This window comes from Saccharicrinis aurantiacus (genome assembly GCF_947489045.1).
GTDB classification, from domain to species: Bacteria; Bacteroidota; Bacteroidia; order Bacteroidales; family Marinilabiliaceae; genus Saccharicrinis; species Saccharicrinis aurantiacus.
The window spans coordinates 14690-32448 of record NZ_CANLCN010000018.1; the positions used below are offsets into that span (position 1 = coordinate 14690).

General features: G+C 34.9%; 12 protein-coding genes. 7 read left to right on the top strand and 5 right to left on the bottom strand.

Annotated features, from left to right (window positions below; all coding sequences use genetic code 11):
- Window positions 1–54 precede the first annotated feature (54 nt).
- From QMO11_RS17420 to QMO11_RS17430, 3 genes are all read left to right on the top strand, one after another.
- Window positions 55–978: a YeiH family protein gene (locus tag QMO11_RS17420; RefSeq protein ID WP_282038774.1), complete on the top strand. Its 924-nt coding sequence runs from the start codon at window positions 55–57 to the stop codon at window positions 976–978.
- A 2-nt stretch (window positions 979–980) separates the two neighbouring features.
- Complete coding sequence (locus QMO11_RS17425) at window positions 981–1697, top strand: sulfite exporter TauE/SafE family protein (protein ID WP_282038776.1); 717 nt, start codon at window positions 981–983, stop codon at window positions 1695–1697.
- A 91-nt stretch (window positions 1698–1788) separates the two neighbouring features.
- Complete coding sequence (locus QMO11_RS17430; protein WP_282038778.1) at window positions 1789–2418, top strand: hypothetical protein; 630 nt, start codon at window positions 1789–1791, stop codon at window positions 2416–2418.
- Window positions 2419–2458: 40 nt separating this feature from the next.
- On the opposite strand, the gene QMO11_RS17435 is transcribed toward QMO11_RS17430, so the two are convergent.
- Both QMO11_RS17435 and QMO11_RS17440 read right to left on the bottom strand, forming a co-directional pair.
- The gene (locus QMO11_RS17435) at window positions 2459–4084 is read right to left on the bottom strand and encodes a hypothetical protein (protein WP_282038780.1); all 1626 of its coding nucleotides are present in this window, start codon (window positions 4082–4084) and stop codon (window positions 2459–2461) included.
- 44 nt (window positions 4085–4128) lie between these two features.
- Window positions 4129–4875 (bottom strand): glycosyltransferase family 2 protein, encoded by a 747-nt coding sequence (locus tag QMO11_RS17440; RefSeq protein ID WP_282038782.1) that lies wholly within the window; start codon window positions 4873–4875, stop codon window positions 4129–4131.
- Window positions 4876–5193: 318 nt separating this feature from the next.
- Here QMO11_RS17440 and QMO11_RS17445 point away from each other — a divergent pair, with 318 nt between their 5' ends.
- The 3 genes from QMO11_RS17445 to QMO11_RS17455 all read left to right on the top strand — a co-directional run bounded on the left by QMO11_RS17445 (window position 5194) and on the right by QMO11_RS17455 (window position 10455).
- Complete coding sequence (locus QMO11_RS17445; RefSeq protein WP_245820791.1) at window positions 5194–6165, top strand: metallophosphoesterase; 972 nt, start codon at window positions 5194–5196, stop codon at window positions 6163–6165.
- Between the two features lie 168 nt (window positions 6166–6333).
- Window positions 6334–8421: a tetratricopeptide repeat protein gene (locus QMO11_RS17450; protein WP_068473653.1), complete on the top strand. Its 2088-nt coding sequence runs from the start codon at window positions 6334–6336 to the stop codon at window positions 8419–8421.
- 9 nt (window positions 8422–8430) lie between these two features.
- Window positions 8431–10455: an AAA family ATPase gene (locus tag QMO11_RS17455; RefSeq protein ID WP_282038786.1), complete on the top strand. Its 2025-nt coding sequence runs from the start codon at window positions 8431–8433 to the stop codon at window positions 10453–10455.
- A 182-nt stretch (window positions 10456–10637) separates the two neighbouring features.
- Here QMO11_RS17455 and QMO11_RS17460 read toward each other — a convergent pair whose 3' ends face one another.
- The 3 genes from QMO11_RS17460 to QMO11_RS17470 all read right to left on the bottom strand — a co-directional run bounded on the left by QMO11_RS17460 (window position 10638) and on the right by QMO11_RS17470 (window position 16179).
- Entirely contained in the window at window positions 10638–13028 is a 2391-nt protein-coding gene (locus QMO11_RS17460) for a T9SS type A sorting domain-containing protein (RefSeq protein WP_282038789.1), read from the bottom strand.
- Window positions 13029–13143: 115 nt separating this feature from the next.
- Complete coding sequence (locus tag QMO11_RS17465) at window positions 13144–15123, bottom strand: hypothetical protein (protein WP_282038790.1); 1980 nt, start codon at window positions 15121–15123, stop codon at window positions 13144–13146.
- Between the two features lie 450 nt (window positions 15124–15573).
- Window positions 15574–16179, bottom strand: coding sequence for an ankyrin repeat domain-containing protein (locus QMO11_RS17470; protein ID WP_282038792.1), 606 nt, complete (start codon window positions 16177–16179; stop codon window positions 15574–15576).
- Between the two features lie 746 nt (window positions 16180–16925).
- Between QMO11_RS17470 and ppk2 the strand changes: the two genes are divergently transcribed.
- The gene (ppk2, locus tag QMO11_RS17475; protein ID WP_282038794.1) at window positions 16926–17744 is read left to right on the top strand and encodes a polyphosphate kinase 2; all 819 of its coding nucleotides are present in this window, start codon (window positions 16926–16928) and stop codon (window positions 17742–17744) included.
- Window positions 17745–17759 lie beyond the last annotated feature (15 nt).

Genomic DNA, 17759 nt, shown 5'->3' on the forward strand with positions numbered 1-17759 from the left:
ATACTATTTGCTTTGGTTATAGTGGGTGGATATCTTTGTAAAAAAAGATAAGGTATGAAACTCACAAATAAACAGATTAATTACTTATTTATTGGCACAATGGTATTCTGCTTTATGCCATTTGTTTCTCCAGCAATTGCATTAGGTATTGGAATTTTATTTTCAGCATTAGGTTTTAAGAATGCTGATGTCTCGAAGTACTCTTCACTCTTTTTAAAAGGATCTGTTGTTTTGATGGGTTTTGGAATGAAATTACCTGATGTTTTAGAAGCCTCCAAAGATGGTTTACTAGGCACTGCGGTATCCGTTATATTGGTGATGTCTTTGGGTTTTGTATTAACCCGCTTATTGAAGATTGATACAAAGGTGGGTTTACTAATAGCTTCGGGAACTGCCATATGTGGAGGAAGCGCCATAGCTGCAATAGCTCCTCTAACAAATAGTAAAAATGAACAGATATCCTTTTCTTTAGCAGTGGTCTTTATATTGAATGCCATTGCCTTAGTTTTATTCCCATTGGTAGGGCATGCTTTAAATATGGATGAATATACTTTCGGTAAATGGGCAGCAATTGCTATCCACGATACCAGTTCGGTTGTTGGTGCAGGCGCTATTTACGGAGAAACCGCATTACAAATTGCCACAACAGTAAAGTTAATAAGGGCATTGTGGATCATTCCTTTATCCTTAGTAGTTATGTTTTTTTCAAGAGGGCAGGAAACCGGAAAGATCCAATTCCCGTGGTTTATTCTATTGTTTGTAGGCGCTATTATTTTCTCGTATTTCGTTCCAACATTAAATGGTATTTATCCAAGCTTTGCATGGTTGGGTAAAAAAGGGATGGTAGTTGCGCTGTTTTTAATTGGGTCTAGTATTTCATTGAAAAGTGCTAAGCAAGCAGGACTTAAAAGTTTTATAATGGGTATTAGTTTGTGGATTTTTATATCAGTTGGTTCCTTAATCTTTTTAATGCAATAGATATGGTTAACATCGGTGCAATTGTTGTTGTAATTTTTAGTAGCCTTTTAAAAGGCATTACGGGTTTCGGTTTTGCCCTGTTATCTCTTCCGCTTTTAATGATCTGGTACAGCCCAAAAGAATTAATACCAGTATTGGTAATGTGCAATTTATTGGCTTCAGTATTTATTATACTTCAAAAAAAGGAGAAGAAATTGATAGATAAGAAGTTTACGAGCCTCATTATATTTGGCGGTATTTTTACATTATCTGGTGTTGGGGTATTAAAGTTTATTGATGAAGGTTTTCTTATTCAAATTGTATCTGGCCTATTCATTATTTTGTGCTTGCTATCGATTTTTAAAGTTCGGACAAACATAAATTTGCCTAAGTGGACTTATAGCTTGGCCGGCTCTATCATTGGTTTCTTAACAGGAAGTATTTCAGTGAGTGGACCTCCATTGGCTTTATTTTTAAATCAGACTAATACCAGCAATCAAACTTTCAGAGAAGTATTTGCATGGTTTAGCATCGTTACCTCTATTGTTGCTGTTGTTGGATATTTTATTGCCGGTTTAATTTCGCGTCAATCTATTGAAATGGTTCTTGTTTTTGCACCTATTCTATTAATAGGTGCAGTGCTCGGTAAGCGATTAAACGCTGTGATACCTGCTCAATTATTCAAAAATATTAGCGTTGTTATTACATTGATTTCTTGTGTGATTCTTTTAATATCATAATAGCAGAATTCTTCATCTTATTAATTATTTATAAGCTGCATCTAAGATTGTATTAGTAATTCTTTAAATTTGCGATTCTAAAATAAGAATAATGCAAAAAGAAAATGAGTACTCAGCTAAAATGACCACCAAATCAGAAGCTGAGTTGTACGAATATATAAATAACGAAAACCGATATCAAGAAGGTGCTATTGTAGCAGCAATTTGGGAACTCGAAAAGAGAGGTGTTAGAAATGAAGCATTGGTAATGCTAGAATCTAAATTAGATGGTGTTTTGAGCCAGAAAAAAGCCAACTCAATTATTGATACGATAGCGGAGGATGCTCAGGCAGTAAATTTACCTGCTCCAGAATTATATAGTCCATTTTTTATGAGGATTTTCGGGGTGCTGTTTTCGGTATTTGGAGGTAGTATTTTAATGGCAATTAATTTTTCTCGATTAGGAAAAAAAGATATTGCGCGTAATGTTGTTCTTGCTGGATTAGCATATTCATTATTGCAAGGAGTCGTATTGAACTTCTTCGGACCATCGGCCACTATACTTAGCGTTCCTGCTAGTTTAGGAGGGGTTTATTTAATGGAACATTGGTTTTGGAATAAACATGTGCCAAGTAGTCAGGTGTTTGTTAAGCGTAGTTTTTTACCTCCTGTACTTTTTGCAATTACTATTGCTATGCTGTTGGTTTATCTAATGATAGAAAATGGAATAGCTCTTCAGTAATTTAATAGATCTACTTTATAATGACTTCTAATAGCGATGTTTAGAAGTCATAATATAAGTTCTTTAAGCTTGTTCTGATTGCAAACCAAACTTGCTGTGTTTCTAATACTTGTAAATTATTACTTTCTCTTCTTAGCCTTGTTCCAAGGGCAATATTGAAGTTATTTCTTGGGTTGATAAGGTAACTAACACTTAAATCAGTATAATATAAGTTAGTTTTTAAACCCTGACCTATGTAATGGCCGTAATCACCGGGTCTGTTTTGATTACTTTTATAAATATCTTTACCCCAGCTAATATCATCATCTTCATAATCCTTGCCATACATGGCTAACATAAACTCGGCATTAAAAATGAAGCGTCGGTATTGATATTTGATATGGGTAACACTTTCTCTAAAGTTTGCCCCCAAAGGATGCGCCAATGATTGGTTATAGTGTCCGTAATTAGTAATGCTTTCTCGGTGAGAATAGGTGTAAGGCCTAACCTGATTATACTCGGTTTGGAAGTCGAGTTTGTTTATTTTAAACACATCAAAGCTTTTAAAACCTAGTTGAAATCCATGTTTATTGGCCCACCACTTATTGCCTCCAAATACCTCGTCAAACTTAAATTCACCTAAAACGAATTGTCCATAGAATGCACTCTTGTTTCCTACAATATACTTTGCATTTAATCCCATTGTTACAGCGTCAGGTGATCCTGTCGCATATTCTATTGGTCTAAAAAAAGCAAATGGATTCAAGTAAGTATAATCAAAACCTCTATAACCCATAGTATCTTGCGCAGCCCATACAACATTCTCAAAAAAACCAAGGGAAAGCCTGTTTCCTATGTTAGCGGTGAGGTAATGCGAAATAGAATATTTCTCAGGGTAACGAGCATCGTTACCCTCTAAGGCTGGATCAATATTTAAATCACGGTGTTGTGCCCATTGTATCATATATTTTATTTTACCAAACTCAGCGTTTAGTCGTAAAAATGGATAGCTAAAAGCATTATCAGAAAGTAATAGAGAACGATGACCATCACCAATAAACATTTTGCCATTACCCATCTGAATATTAATATATTCTTTATAGGCATTAAAGGATATATAACCAGTAGCCTGAGAAAAGTCGTGCGGACTTTCGTTGGCAAAGTTCTTACTTTTTCCTTGCCCGGGAACAACTTTGTTGGTTCTAACAAAGTCATCGATGTAATTTGGGAATACCGCTTGATTCTCGTAAAAGTCAGCATAAAAATAGAAGCTTTTACCTAATTTTCCATCTACTGAGATGCCACGTGTATTAGTCCATGTGGTTTTATTTTCAATGCGTTCTTGTCCAACATTAAAATCAAAAAGAGGGTTTATCTTAACCCACCAATCTTCGTTTTCCCATTTAATTAAATCATCATGTAAGAAGCGTTTCCAGATATTTAATTTTCCATCTGGTACTTTTATACCGTCATACAAAATAGAGTCAACATTCGTTAATTGCTGTAGTTTCGTATAGTCAATTGGTCTTAACGAAGTATGATAATTAGTTCCGGGTTGATAAAGTACTTTGCCAAAAGGGTGGAATTGCCAATTATCATAGTAGCTTACTTCTTGAGCTTTAGTTTGATGAGAAGCGCAAATAATTGCTATAAATAAAATTTTATATAAGTGTGTTTTTAATTTCATTAATGTCTTAATTGGTAAACTAGGGTATTAAATAGCCTAATATTTTAACGTTTTATAAATTGAGGAAGCTTAGATAGGTTTTTCCAAATTATGGTATGAAACCCTCCAATCTTATTATTTCTTAAAGCCTGAATATCTTCCCTTGATTTGGTTATAATATTCGTAAGGCTTTTATTACTAGCTCCACCCAGTCGCATTTTTGTTATAACATTTGGTAAATACGAAAAGTTAAGGGTTTTGTTTTTAAAAACGCGTAAAATAAAATCATAATCTGCAGCTATCTTAAAACGCGTATCAAAATTCCCATACGTTTTGTAAACTTCTTTTCTTAAAAATAGAGTAGGGTGTGCTGGCATCCATCCTGCTTTAAGCATTTTATACTTAAATGCCTTACTTTTCCAATATCGAATTACTTTATTGGTATTATCGGTAGCAACATATTCTAAATCGCCATATACACCATCCGATTTTGTGTTTTCAAAAAGAGAAACAATTCCTTGTATGGTGTCTTCCGATTTAAAGATATCATCAGCATGTAGAAATCCAATTATATCACCTGTGGCTTTATTTAGTCCTTTGTTTAAGGCATCATAAATGCCTTTATCAGGTTCAGAAATATGCCGGCTTATATACTGTTTGTTATCGGCAATAATTTGCTTAGTATTATCCTTCGAATCTCCATCAATTACTATATATTCAATATTTCTGTACGATTGTTCAGTAATTGAATCAATGGTTGATTGAAGTGTTTTCGCTGCGTTATATGTGGCCGTTATTATTGAAACTTTCATTATTCTTTGTTACTTACCTTATTCAGTAAAGGTTTCGCTCTTGCTAAAAAATGATTAAAGAATTATTGTATTTTGTGTAGTATCGATATATTTATCCGCAAATGTACTATTTAATGTGTTTAACAAAGCATTGTTTAATGTTCAAATATTGTTTATCACCTTATGAGAATAGCGATTTAATTATAACCCTTGTCTTTAACTAATGGTTAGAGTTTAAATAAATGTTAAATGCGCTTATCATGTTCAAAAATGCACAGTGTATTTGAAAGTTTTTATATTTTTGCCACCGTATGATGTTTAATTTTATTGACAGCTAAATTGGAAAAAACTGATTATAAAAGGATAATTAAGGAAAAATGCTTCTATGATGTTATTGGAGATATCCACGGTTACGCTAACGAATTAGAAGAACTATTATTAAAATTAGGCTATCATAAAATATATGGTGTTTGGCAGCACGATTATAGAAAGGCAGTATTTGTTGGCGATTTTGTTGATCGTGGTCCAAGCTCGCGAGGGGTTCTGTCTATTGTGAAAGGAATGGTTGAAGGAGGATTTGCTCATGCTGTATTGGGAAATCATGAACTTAACTTGATACTTTATCTTACTAAGAATCCTGAAACAGGGAAGCCCTTTAAAAAGCCAAGTGAATCGGGTAGGAAATACCTTGAAGCTATCAAAAATGAATTTAAGGGAGAGCCAAATGCATTGAAAGAGTATTTGCGTTGGTTACGAAAGCTACCTTTCTACCTCGACTTTGTTAAGTTTAGAGTGGTGCACGCCTATTGGAATTCAGAATATCTTCAATTGATAGATGATCACCGAAAAGGAGGGAAGTTGTCTAAAACGATGCTCGGTTTATTGTCTGATCCTGATCATCCGTTTACCGCAGCTGTAAATGGAGTTAGTAAAGGGTTGGAAATGAAATTACCCGCAGACCTAGTAATAAAGGATTCAAATAATATTAGACGGACTAATTTTAGGATTAAATATTGGGAAGAGCCAGCTGATAAAACTTTTTATGAGTTGAGTTATGGTAACAAGTTTAAATTACCTGACTATACAGTACCGAAGCAATTATTATTTCCATTTGAGGTTTACGATAACTCAAGGCCCTTATTATTTATAGGTCATTACTGTATGGGTAAAGAGAATATGATTGCAACCAAAAATATTTGCTGTATCGATGCCTGTATTGCATCTAAGGGAACCTTGGCTGCTTATAAATGGAATGGCGAAACTGAGATAAATCCTGAACATTTTGTATTTGTTAATCTGAAAGAAAACTAAAACTATTTCGTCAAATTTGGGTTGTTCTTCTTGTATTGGTTAAAGGAGTAAAATAATGATTACAGGCTGTATATTGTATTGTTTATGCCCTGTGCACAACTTTTATTTTAAACTTTAAAGCCATTAAATTAATATTATCTTTGACGTAATATTAGAAACCTAGTTTATATGCGTAAAGTTATTCTTACACTGTTTATGGCAGTGTATTTTAGTTTAAATATATTTTCTCAAATTAATACTGATCGAGTATTAATTATGGGTAGAAGTGCCCTTTCTTACGAAGACTATGTTCTTGCTATTTCCTATTTTAATAAAGTAATTCGCGTAAAGCCCTATTTAGCAGATCCATATTATTTTAGAGCTTATGCCAAATACTCGTTAGATGATTTTAATGGCGCCAAATTAGATATGACCGAAGCGATTGATATCAATCCTTTTCACTCAGAGTTTTTTAGGTTCAGAGGAGATATAAATAATCGATTAGGTGATTATAAAGAGGCATTAGCCGATTACAAAAAGGGCTTAGAAATTGATCCAAACTCCATAGGTATCTATTTTAATCGAGGTTTAGTTAATATGACCATGAAGCGTTATGCCGATGGTGAGAGTGATTTTACCGATGTAATTAATCGTGATAACACACAATACGGAGCTTATATAAATCGTTCAATAAGCCGTTTAAATCAAAAAGATACATTAGGAGCCATTAATGATATGGAAGAAGCCATATTGGTGAATCCATTGGTGGCAGATGCCCATAAATTTAGTGCAGCAATTTATTATGAGCTAAATAACTTTGACTTGGCTTTAGAGCGAATAAACGAAGCAATTAATCTTGACTATAAGCAAGCCATGTATTACATGTTACGTGGTGCTATTCGTTATCAAACAGATAACTTAAGAGGAACGTTGGAAGATTTTAATCGTTTTGTAGAGTTAGAGCCTCGCAATCCAATGGGATATAGTAACAGAGGAATTTTGCGTGTTGAAATTGGTGATATTAATAATGCTATTGATGACTTCTCGAGAGTGTTAGCTATTAATCCAAACGATTTATTAACCTTGTTTAATAGGTCGTTACTATACTTGCAAGTAGGCGAGTTGAATGAAGCAGCTTCTGATTTAAGCCTAATTATTGATGCTTATCCTGATTATGCAAATGCCTACATGGCACGCAGTCAGGCTTACCAAAAACTTGGTAAGAATGATTTAGCGCAGAAAGATTATAATATGGCGGCAAAGCTTGAAATTGATAAGCGAAATAAAGCCGATAAAGAGGGTGATGAACCTAAAAAGGGAAAAGCTAAACCTAAGAAAACCAGAAGTGAGAAGGATGAAGATATTAATAACTACGATAAAATTGCCGTGCTAGATGACTTTGGTTTAGATGAGGCTGAGTCGGATGAGGTTGATAACATCAGAGGAAAAATCCAAAATAGAAATATCGTAATAGATATGGAGCCTATGTTTGGTTTAACTTTCTTCTCTGTGGATTCATTAGTTAACAGAACACGTTACTTTAAGCCTGAGGTTACTCAGTTTAATATGCGTAAAAAGTTCGGACGTCCTTTAATATTCTCTAATAGAGAAGTGGAAACAGACGGGGAGAAATCACTTGAATATTTCAAGACTATAGAAGATATTACTGCTGAAATTAAAACAAATAATGACCCATATAGTCTGAAGTTTATCAGAGGTATTCTATACGGTGTGGTGTTGAACTACAGTAGTGCTTTAGCAGATTATAATAATATAATTAAGAATAATGCTGAAGTAGGTCATTTCCCATATTTCAATAGAGCTTATACTCGATTTAAGATGGTTGAGGTAATGCAGTCGTTTAATGAAGATGATATGCCCGATAATTTACTTGGTAATAGTCTATCTAAACCTGGCGTAAGCAATACACCACAAGTAACACAACAAACAATTGATTACGATTTAATAGAGCGTGATTTATTAGTGGTTATAGAAAAGGCACCGCAATTTGAATTTGCCTATTATAATTTGGGAATATTAAAATGCATCAGAAAAGATTATGAAGGTGCTCTTAAAAGTTTTGATAAGGCCTTAGAAATAAACCCGTTTTTTGCAGAAGCATATTTCAATAGAGGATTAACAAAAATATTCCTTAAGGATGACGATGGAGGTACGCTAGATTTAAGTAAAGCGGGTGAATTAGGCTTGTACAAAGCATACAATGTAATCAAACGATACGGAGCTAAAAAAGATGTTCCCATTGAAGAGGAGGAGTAGTAATAATATATGAGTAGTTGGCTTGAGAACATTGATACTGATAATGCCGAGTTTCAGGATGCACTAAAATTAGTGCAATATACCAATAGGTCTGTTTTTTTAACGGGTAAGGCTGGTACAGGTAAGTCTACCTTTTTAAAATACATTTGTAGCATTACTAATAAACGCACAGTGGTACTTGCGCCTACAGGTATTGCTGCTATTAATGCGGGAGGTCAAACTATTCACTCTTTTTTTAAGATTCCATTCAGACCCATTTTACCTGATGACCCTGATTTAAGTACAAAGGATGGTCGTATCTACGACTTTTTAAAATATAGAAAAGCCCATCAAAAATTAATCAAAGAACTTGAACTCTTAATAATAGATGAGGTATCTATGTTACGTGTTGATATCCTTGATTTTATAGATCGGGTTCTTCGTATATATTCGGGCAACAAGCAAGTTCCATTTGGGGGTAAGCAACTTTTAATGGTTGGTGATGTTTTTCAGCTTGAACCAGTTGTGCCTCGCGACGAGTGGAATATATTGCGTAGGTTTTATCAAACACCTTTCTTTTTCTCAGCTCGTGTATTTCGTAATTTGCCTATGGTGCAGATTGAACTAAAGAAAGTGTACCGTCAAAATAATCCCGAGTTTGTAAATTTATTAGATCGAGTTAGGGTAAATCAAGTGAGGCAGGCAGATGTGGCTACCATAAACGGAAGGTATAATCCTAACTTTAAGGTTCCGGTAGATGAGCTATTCATCACCTTGGCCACTCGCAGAAATACGGTTGATTATATCAATGAAAATAAGTTAGCCGAATTACAAGAGGAAGAATTATTGTTTGAAGGTACCGTAACGGGTGAGTTCCCGGAATCAGCATTGCCAACACCTCGCACCTTAGTACTTAAAGAAAATGCCCAAGTGATGTTTATTAAAAACGACATACATAATGAAGGGCGTGATCGTAGGTGGTATAATGGTAGCCTAGGTAGGATTGATGAGATTAGCGAAGAAGGCATTTCAGTGCGCCTAGAGAATGATCAAACCTACCTTGTTGAGAAAGAGGTTTGGCGAAATGTGAGATATAAATACGACGAAAAGAACAATAGAATTATAGAAGAGGAATTAGGTTCGTATATGCAATATCCCTTGAAGTTAGCATGGGCTATTACGGTTCATAAAAGTCAGGGTTTAACCTTTGATAAGGTGATGATTGATTTCTCAGGAGGAGCATTTGCTGGCGGTCAGCTTTATGTGGCACTAAGTCGTTGTCGCTCATTGGATGGCATAGTTATGAAATCAAATATCTCGCCACGCGATGTTATTGTGCGTAGAGAGTGTGTTGATTTTTCTCGCAAGTCAAATAATAAATTACAGATTAAAGAGAGTTTAGACTCGGCTCAAGCCGATGATTTATATAAAAGTGCCCTGAAAGCTTTTAAGAAATACAACTTTCGCTTTAGTGTAGAACAATTTGCTGCTGCTATTACAAAGCGGAACGACCTAAAGAATCCTTCAGTAGTGCGTTTTATAGGTCTTCAGTTAGGGGTAATTCGTAAATTAAAAACAAAGATTGCAACGCTGGAAAAAAGAGAGCGTAAACGCAATAAACAACTAGCAGAGTTTGCTCGTGAGTATTTTTTAATGGCCAATGAGTGTATTGTAAAAGCAGGAGATAAAACCGCGGCCATCGCTAATTTAAATAAGGCTATTTTGCTCAATCCTGAATTTTTTGATGCCATTTTTAAGCGCGCAGGAATAAAAGTGGAGTTAAAGGATTATGATGGTGCGGAAGCCGATTATTCTTTAGCTCGTAAATTAAAACCACGAACCTTTAAAGTTTATTATAACAGAGGTAGAACCCGTATTTTATCGCGTAATTATAATGGAGCTTATAATGACTTAAAAAAGGCCATTAATTACAAAGAAGATCATGCTGAATCCTATTATTACCTGTCGCAAGTGTGCGAAAAAATGGGAGAAAAAGAAGAAGCAGAACACTATAGAAATATGGCTGGAAACTTGGGTTTTGATATAGAAGATTAGAGTGTTTCGGTTGTTTGATAAAACACTTAAGTATCTTTAATCTTGTAAAATAAGGCATTCGTTGGTAACTAATAATATCTGACCTATGCTTACTAGTGTTAATTTGAGCCATAGCTGCATTACAGTAGCCATGGCCCTCTCAAATCTATTTCGTATCAGTCTTCCTTTTTGTAATATTAAGCTTACTTGCTAACAACAAATCGAATATTGCTTTGTCCTTGTTGAGTTTGTATTTGTGCAATGTAAATCCCTGATAAATAGTTTTTAATATTTAAAGAAATAATTTGACTTCCTACGTCCATCGGAAGGGTCTCTATTTTTTGTCCCTTTAGGTTATAGATGTTAATTGATATAGGATGATAAGAAGGTGCATTTAGCTTAAAGGTTACATTACTAGTTGCAGGGATTGGATACGCAAGGGCTTTTAAATCGTTTTTGAGTTCATCTACCGAAGAGTTTGGATCATCAATGTCTTCAAGAATCCACGTGCAATCATCTTCAGGATCCAGAACATACTTATTATCCTCTAATGCATATTCAAGCTCTAAGTTTTGATCAATTTGTACAACACGTGATTTACGTTCGTTACCTCCCGGAAGAATTTCAAACATATCTATGTTTGAGGCACTGTGGTCGCGCAAATACCAGCGAGGTTTTTGTGTTTTATCATTGAACCAATCACTATGTTCAACTATTAGTTGTTCTGCTGTTCCGTTATTGTAATCACCCATTGTATAACCTCTATACACTTCCATAAAGGTATTGGTGCCTACATTCTTTATGTAGTAATAATATGGATATTCAAAAGTGAATTCCCAAACTTCTGTATTGTCAGATAGTTCTTCAGTGGTAAACGTTAAATTAGAATCTCCTTGAGTAGCGCATAAATATTCTCCTGTTTCTTTATTCTTTATGCGATATTGTTTTGAGCAGTCTATTATTTCTTTGGGTAGTTCAGGCAAGTCAGTTACATGTGTTTTATTTGTGGGATAATCAATTTGGTTACTAATATCTCCTTCTGCTTTTTTATAAGCAAAATATCCATGGTCAGTGCTATTAAGGCCTGTGTTGTTTCTGAAGATTATATTCGTAGAAGGAAGATCGTATTTAGTTCTAGTAAGTTCTTCTCCATGGTCGTAGGTAAAGTCAAATGTGATATCATTTGAGTTGTTTGCCTTGGCTTCTGAAAAGTCATTATTTTCCATCAGAATATTATAAGGTGAGTTGGCAGAAATTACCCAACTATAGGCCCCAATCCATTTATTATTAGTGATGGTAATATCGTGGGATACCTGAATTTCACGATCAATATTTATCCCTCTTGCCGGACTTATATGTTCAAATATATTTCCATCAATTAATACATGGCTACCAAACTCTTCAATGTGTATCATATCCACATCGCCTCTATAACCTAAAAAATGACAATTTGTAACTTTTACGTGCGATGTTTTTGAACCGATACCAAAACCTGTTCCATCCACTAAGCAGCTATCTATAATCGATTCACTTTGGTTCCATACCACCGGATATTCTGTATTGCCAGCATCCAGCGATATTGCACGTACGTTAAAGTTCATGGCATCAAAATCGGGTAAAAAATGACACTTTTTCATCACAAATTTAGGGGCAGCATCTATCTTGATTTTTCTATTGGTATAATATCCACCTTGCCTAAAATTAATGAATGATACATTGTGTGCAATAAAACCAGCTCCGTTACCTCCAAATAGGGCAATGTTCGCATCTTCAATAATGGTATTTTCAATACGTATTCCATTATAAAAACTACCGTCGTTACTGTTTGATAAGTTAAAGAAGGCATATGCAACATTTGCCATTGCTTTAAGCTTTAGGTTGCTTATTGTTGTATTGTTAGATTGGATTCTGAAGTTTTGTAAATTCAAAAATTCGGTACTTACATTATCTGCTCCAATGACCTCAGAGTCAACTTCAATAGGGATCTTACCACTTATACAAATTGCCTTGTCAATGATGACTCCTTTATTCTGAAAATCGTAAGCTGTGCTTTTAAAGAGAATGGTATCACCTTCTATAGCAGCATCAACTGCCTGATTAATATTATTGACTAGTGCAGATCCACTTGCTACTCCGTAAATAGCATCAAAATCAAAAGATTTGGGTGTCCTTTTCTCAGTTATGCTGAGAAAAAAGTTCTGAAAAGTACGGGCCTGAGATGAATAGTTAACAGTGATTTGCAAAATCTGTGTGTAGTTGGTTTGTGCAATAAAATAATCCTCAGGAATTATTAAAAAGGTGTCAATTATGCCATTAATTCCAATGTTTATATCTGCAATAGTTATTAGAAAGGAGGTTTCTTTTATCCACGTTCCTGAAGAGGTTTCGTATGTGACTAAATCAAGATTAACAGTTTCTACAGAAGGGGTTTCGTATGTGCCTTTTACAAAAAGGGTGTCGCTTTGTTCCCAACTTCCTATATTGTTGGTATGTTGTGGATTGATGAAGCTATTTATTTCGGTTATGTTTAAGGCTTGCCCGAAAGCTAAACCCGAAATTAGTGTTAAAATACTTATAAGTAGTGACTTTTTCATTTGTTGATAATTTAGATTGATTGTGTTGTTTAAGGAGTTGTTTTAAGATGCCGCTGTTTTATAATTAACTCTTCATCAATGGCTTTTTTTTAAGTTGGTTCTGTGAACAGATCAATTATTGTTTATTAAATACCCGCATGGTAACACTTGCAACATGTCCGCCATCTTCATTGAACTTCACATCTACCTTATTGCTTGAGTTTAATAATTTAGTGTCTATCGGGATATCTAACATTCCGTAGAACCTATTGCGGTGTGTTTGTGGCTCGCCTCTATAATTATTAGGCACATTAATTTCTGTTCCATTCACAAAAATCGAAGGCTTCAAGGCTTGTCCATGATCCCTACCAATACTGACTCTTAATACTGCCTTACAATTTTTTGTAGTCTCAACACCCTCAAAGTTAAATGTGTTTTTAATACCACCCTTGATGGGTTTATTATATTCGTTGGCATAATATTTTACTTCTTTTGAGGTGTAGCTTAGCTTTACTTCTTTTCTGTAAGTGTATTCCAATATTACCGTGCCTTCTTCAGCAATCTCAATGCTTTTATTTTTTGCGTAAACCTCTTCATCAATAACACCTGCTTTACCATTCGCTAAATGGTAGTGTTTCTTTTTAATACTAACGATGGAGTTTTTCTTATTACCTTGTAGATTAATATTGAGTGTGTTTTTTGAAGGCAGTAAGTTATTGGCAATTACATATACTTTATTGCCATTTACATAGGCGTCGGTTTGTATATCAAGATTGTCAGTATTAATATCTAAGCGTTTCCCTTTTACATCGGCCCATAATTGATAAAACTTAACAAAATCAGTATAAACCCATTTGTCACCATCTTCGCCTTCTGCTTCAAATTGTTGGCGAAATAGCCGACTTCTATACGGATTGCCGCTTTTGTGTTCTTTTCTTCCCCATTCGCTTTTTAGTGTAAAAAATGGAATAGCCAAGGCTACGCTTTGCGGATGGTCCATAAATGTCATCAACATTGAGTTGGCACTTTTTACGTACAACCAATCTCTGTAGGGAGTCCATGGATCGAATTTAATTTCATGTGCCTGGCACGAATATTCAGTGATGATAAGCGGTTTGAGTTCGCCAAACTTCATCATGCCATATTGCTCTAGCATATCTAAGGTAGCTTCAATATTGCTTCCTTTTCTCCATCGCTGAACTACTTTACCATCGCGCTCAACCTTACAGGGAAAATCGTACATATGAAACGACCAAAAGTCGAGATCGTTACCTGTTAAATCAATAAAATTCCTCCATCGATAATCCCAGCGTTTAAAGTCATACATTTCAAAGTAAGGAAAAGCACAGGTAAATCCGCCCACCTTAATATTCGGATTCTCGGCCTTTACAGCCTTAGCCACCGTAGAGTGAAACTTAGCTAATTTTTCAATGGCTGCAGTTTCTTTTTCTTTGTTACCTCGATCTTTTTGAGGAATTAGATCCCATAGAGGCTCATTAATGACTTCCATATATTTCGGCTGAGGTTCTCCATCTTTACCAAAATACTCTTTTACAAAGCTTGCGGCAAATTCACCAGCTGCAGTGCCAAAAGGCACTTCTGGTGTATCTTCAGTTGATAAGGACCAGCCCAGTTTGTTTTTATTGCCATCAGACCAAAATGGATGAAATTGATTTACAATTAGCATGTTTTTAGTGCGGTATTCAAGTGGTCCGAAGCCTTGGGTTTCTTTTTTCCAATTATAAGTTTTTCTGTATTTCTCACCTGAGATTTTCATTTTTTCAATATCAGGATAGCCCGGTCGGTTTGGGTCTTCATAAACCTGACTTTTTAAAGCACCACTTAAGCCGCCAGACTCGCGACCTAGGTAAACATCATACTTTTCTAGAAATTCAGTTCGTACATCTGGGATTACATTATCGCCGCCCCAATCAGAACTTTTTAAGTCGGCATGTATGGTAATGTATTTTTCTCTATCAAATTCATCAATACCATTAACCTCATGTTTGGTATCAATATTGACATCTATATTGACTACTTGAGAGAAAGAATTAGCGCTATTAAGAATAGTGAGAGCTACTATAAGCAATAGGGATTTTGTGTGTATATTATTCATCTAGATAGTATTAAAGCAAATAAAAAATGCATTTACTAAATTAGAATGCTACACAAAATAGAGAGTTGATAAATAAACCAAATAGGAGCGAGAGGTTGATTTTATTTTATGCTTAGTTTAATTAGTTGGTTGGTAGTACCTTGGGGTGAAGTATAATTGTTTATCCCTTATTATTACCTTTTTACTGTATGTTTAAGCCGCTAAATTGATCTATTAAAAACAAAAAAAAGCAATTTTACGACATATAATAGCCTATACGACAGGTGTAATATCAAATAAGGTGTAAAAAACTTTGTAATCTTGGTTCATGATAAAGCTTCTTGTTATTGCAAATATAAAAAATAATGAAGAGCGCACTTTATGGTATTTAATGCGATGTGTGGAAACAAGAATGCCAAACATAAAATAAATGTATATGTCTGGCATTTTATGTTTTAGAGTGAAATTACTCTATTTCATTAATGTTTTTATATAGGCTGCTACTTCTGTATGTCCTTTAGAAATAGCAAAGTCGTATGATGACTCTCCATCAACATCAAGCATATTTACATCAGCTCCCGCATCAAGTAATATTTTTAATATTTCCATTTGTCCTTCGCCAGCTGCAAACATAAACGGTGTCCAGTCTTCATGATTGTCGGTTAAGTTTACTTGTGCTCCGGCCTCTAGTAAAACCTTTACTGTTGGGACAAAAGGACCTGTACAAGCAAACATTAACGGTGTACGATCAGTAGCATCTCTGGCATCAACAGTGGCTCCTTTTTCAATTAAAGCCTTAACAATTTCAGTATGGCCATTAAAAGCAGCGAGCATTAGAGCGGTTCTTTTCTCTTCGCCAACTGTATTTGGGTTAAAGCCTTTATTTAAAGCATTGCTAACCACTTGCAGGTTACCGTTTAGAGCGGCTTCAAATATATAATCTAAGTTGAAACTTTCACTAGCTACTGCTTTTTGCTCAACATCTTGTTGTTTTTCTTTAGTGTTTTTTTTTGAATTATTACAGCTGCTTATTGTAATTGCGGCTAATAAAAGAAGGCTTGTTCTTACGAAATTCATATTCATTAATTTTGTGAATTGCTAAAGTATTTAAAAATCTTTTCAAACTCAGGGAAATGTTCTTTTTTTTAATAGCTCACCTGAGTTCTTGTACTTCAGTAGTAATACTGAGGAATCTTTATCTGCGTCATAATATCTTTCTATTAACAGAAACTAAGTTAGCATTTGGCTCCTAGTTTTTTGCTGTTTCAAAGTATGGAATTATTTTTTGTAAAAACTATTGCGGTAATATTACCGTAATAATTTTCGGGGCGTATATTTCATAGCTACAGTTAGTTATGAGTTTGCGTATTCTGATTTAAGTGATCTGGTAAAATTTAGGATCCAAGCGAATTGTGTTATTCGAAGTTTTTTGCCCCTAAAAAGCCTGTTTAATGAAAAATATGCTCTAAAATGTTCTCTATTTTTAAAAAATCGACCCTTTTTGTAGGGCTTTTTAAAGTTTGTTCGGGTCTGGGTTGGGGCATCTTTGGTTCTGCATCGCTTGTTTGTTGGGAGTTTATTGGTTCTATAGAGACCGATGGATGACCAATAAACTCCCAACGGTGCACCAATGAAGCTACGAACAACCTACGGAGCTACCTCAATGAACTACCAATGCGGCTTATTGTATTAGTCAAAGGAGTGATAGTTATATACAGTTAGTTAATCGAAACTTAAGTTTGTTTTGATGCATGCTTTTATGAAATAAAGTAGCATGGAGGGGTAAATATTGGGAGGAGTTATTCTTTTTTAATAAATTAAGAGTGAATAATTTAATAGTATCGTTTATGGCTGATGATAAAAAAGGAGAATTACGTAATAAAGATTATTTGCAAGAACTAGAGCGTTTAGAACTAGAGTTGGTAAAACTGCAAGAGTGGATTAAGAAAGAGAAGCTAAAAGTTGTGGTTATTTTCGAAGGTAGAGATGCTGCTGGTAAAGGCGGCGTAATAAAGCGAATTACAGAATGCCTTAATCCACGAATCTGTAAGGTAGTCGCTTTGGGAGTACCTACTGAAAGAGAAAAAACACAATGGTATTTTCAACGCTATGTACCCCATTTACCCGCTGCCGGAGAAATGGTAATATTTGATAGAAGTTGGTACAATAGAGCCGGAGTGGAGCGTGTTATGGGATTTTGTAATGACGAAGAATACGACGAATTTATGAGAACTTGCCCTGAATTTGAGCGCATGCTTATACGATCAGGAATTCTGTTAATTAAATATTGGTTTTCGGTTTCTGATGAGGTTCAGGAAAAACGCTTTCAGGATAGAATTGATGACCCTACGAAACGATGGAAACTAAGCCCTATGGATATTGCGTCCATTGATAAGTGGGTAGAGTATAGTAAAGCAAAAGATAACATGTTGCGCTATACAGATACCAAACAATCGCCGTGGTATGTAGTAAATGGCGACAAGAAAAAACAAGCACGTTTGAATTGTATCAATCACTTACTCTCGGTAATACCTTACGGAGAGGTGGAGTATGAAAAATTAACGTTGCCAGTTCGTAAAGAGGATGTGGGTTATATTCGCCCACCGTTGAGTGATCAAACTTTTGTGCCTGAATTGTTTTAAAGAATCGATTTAATA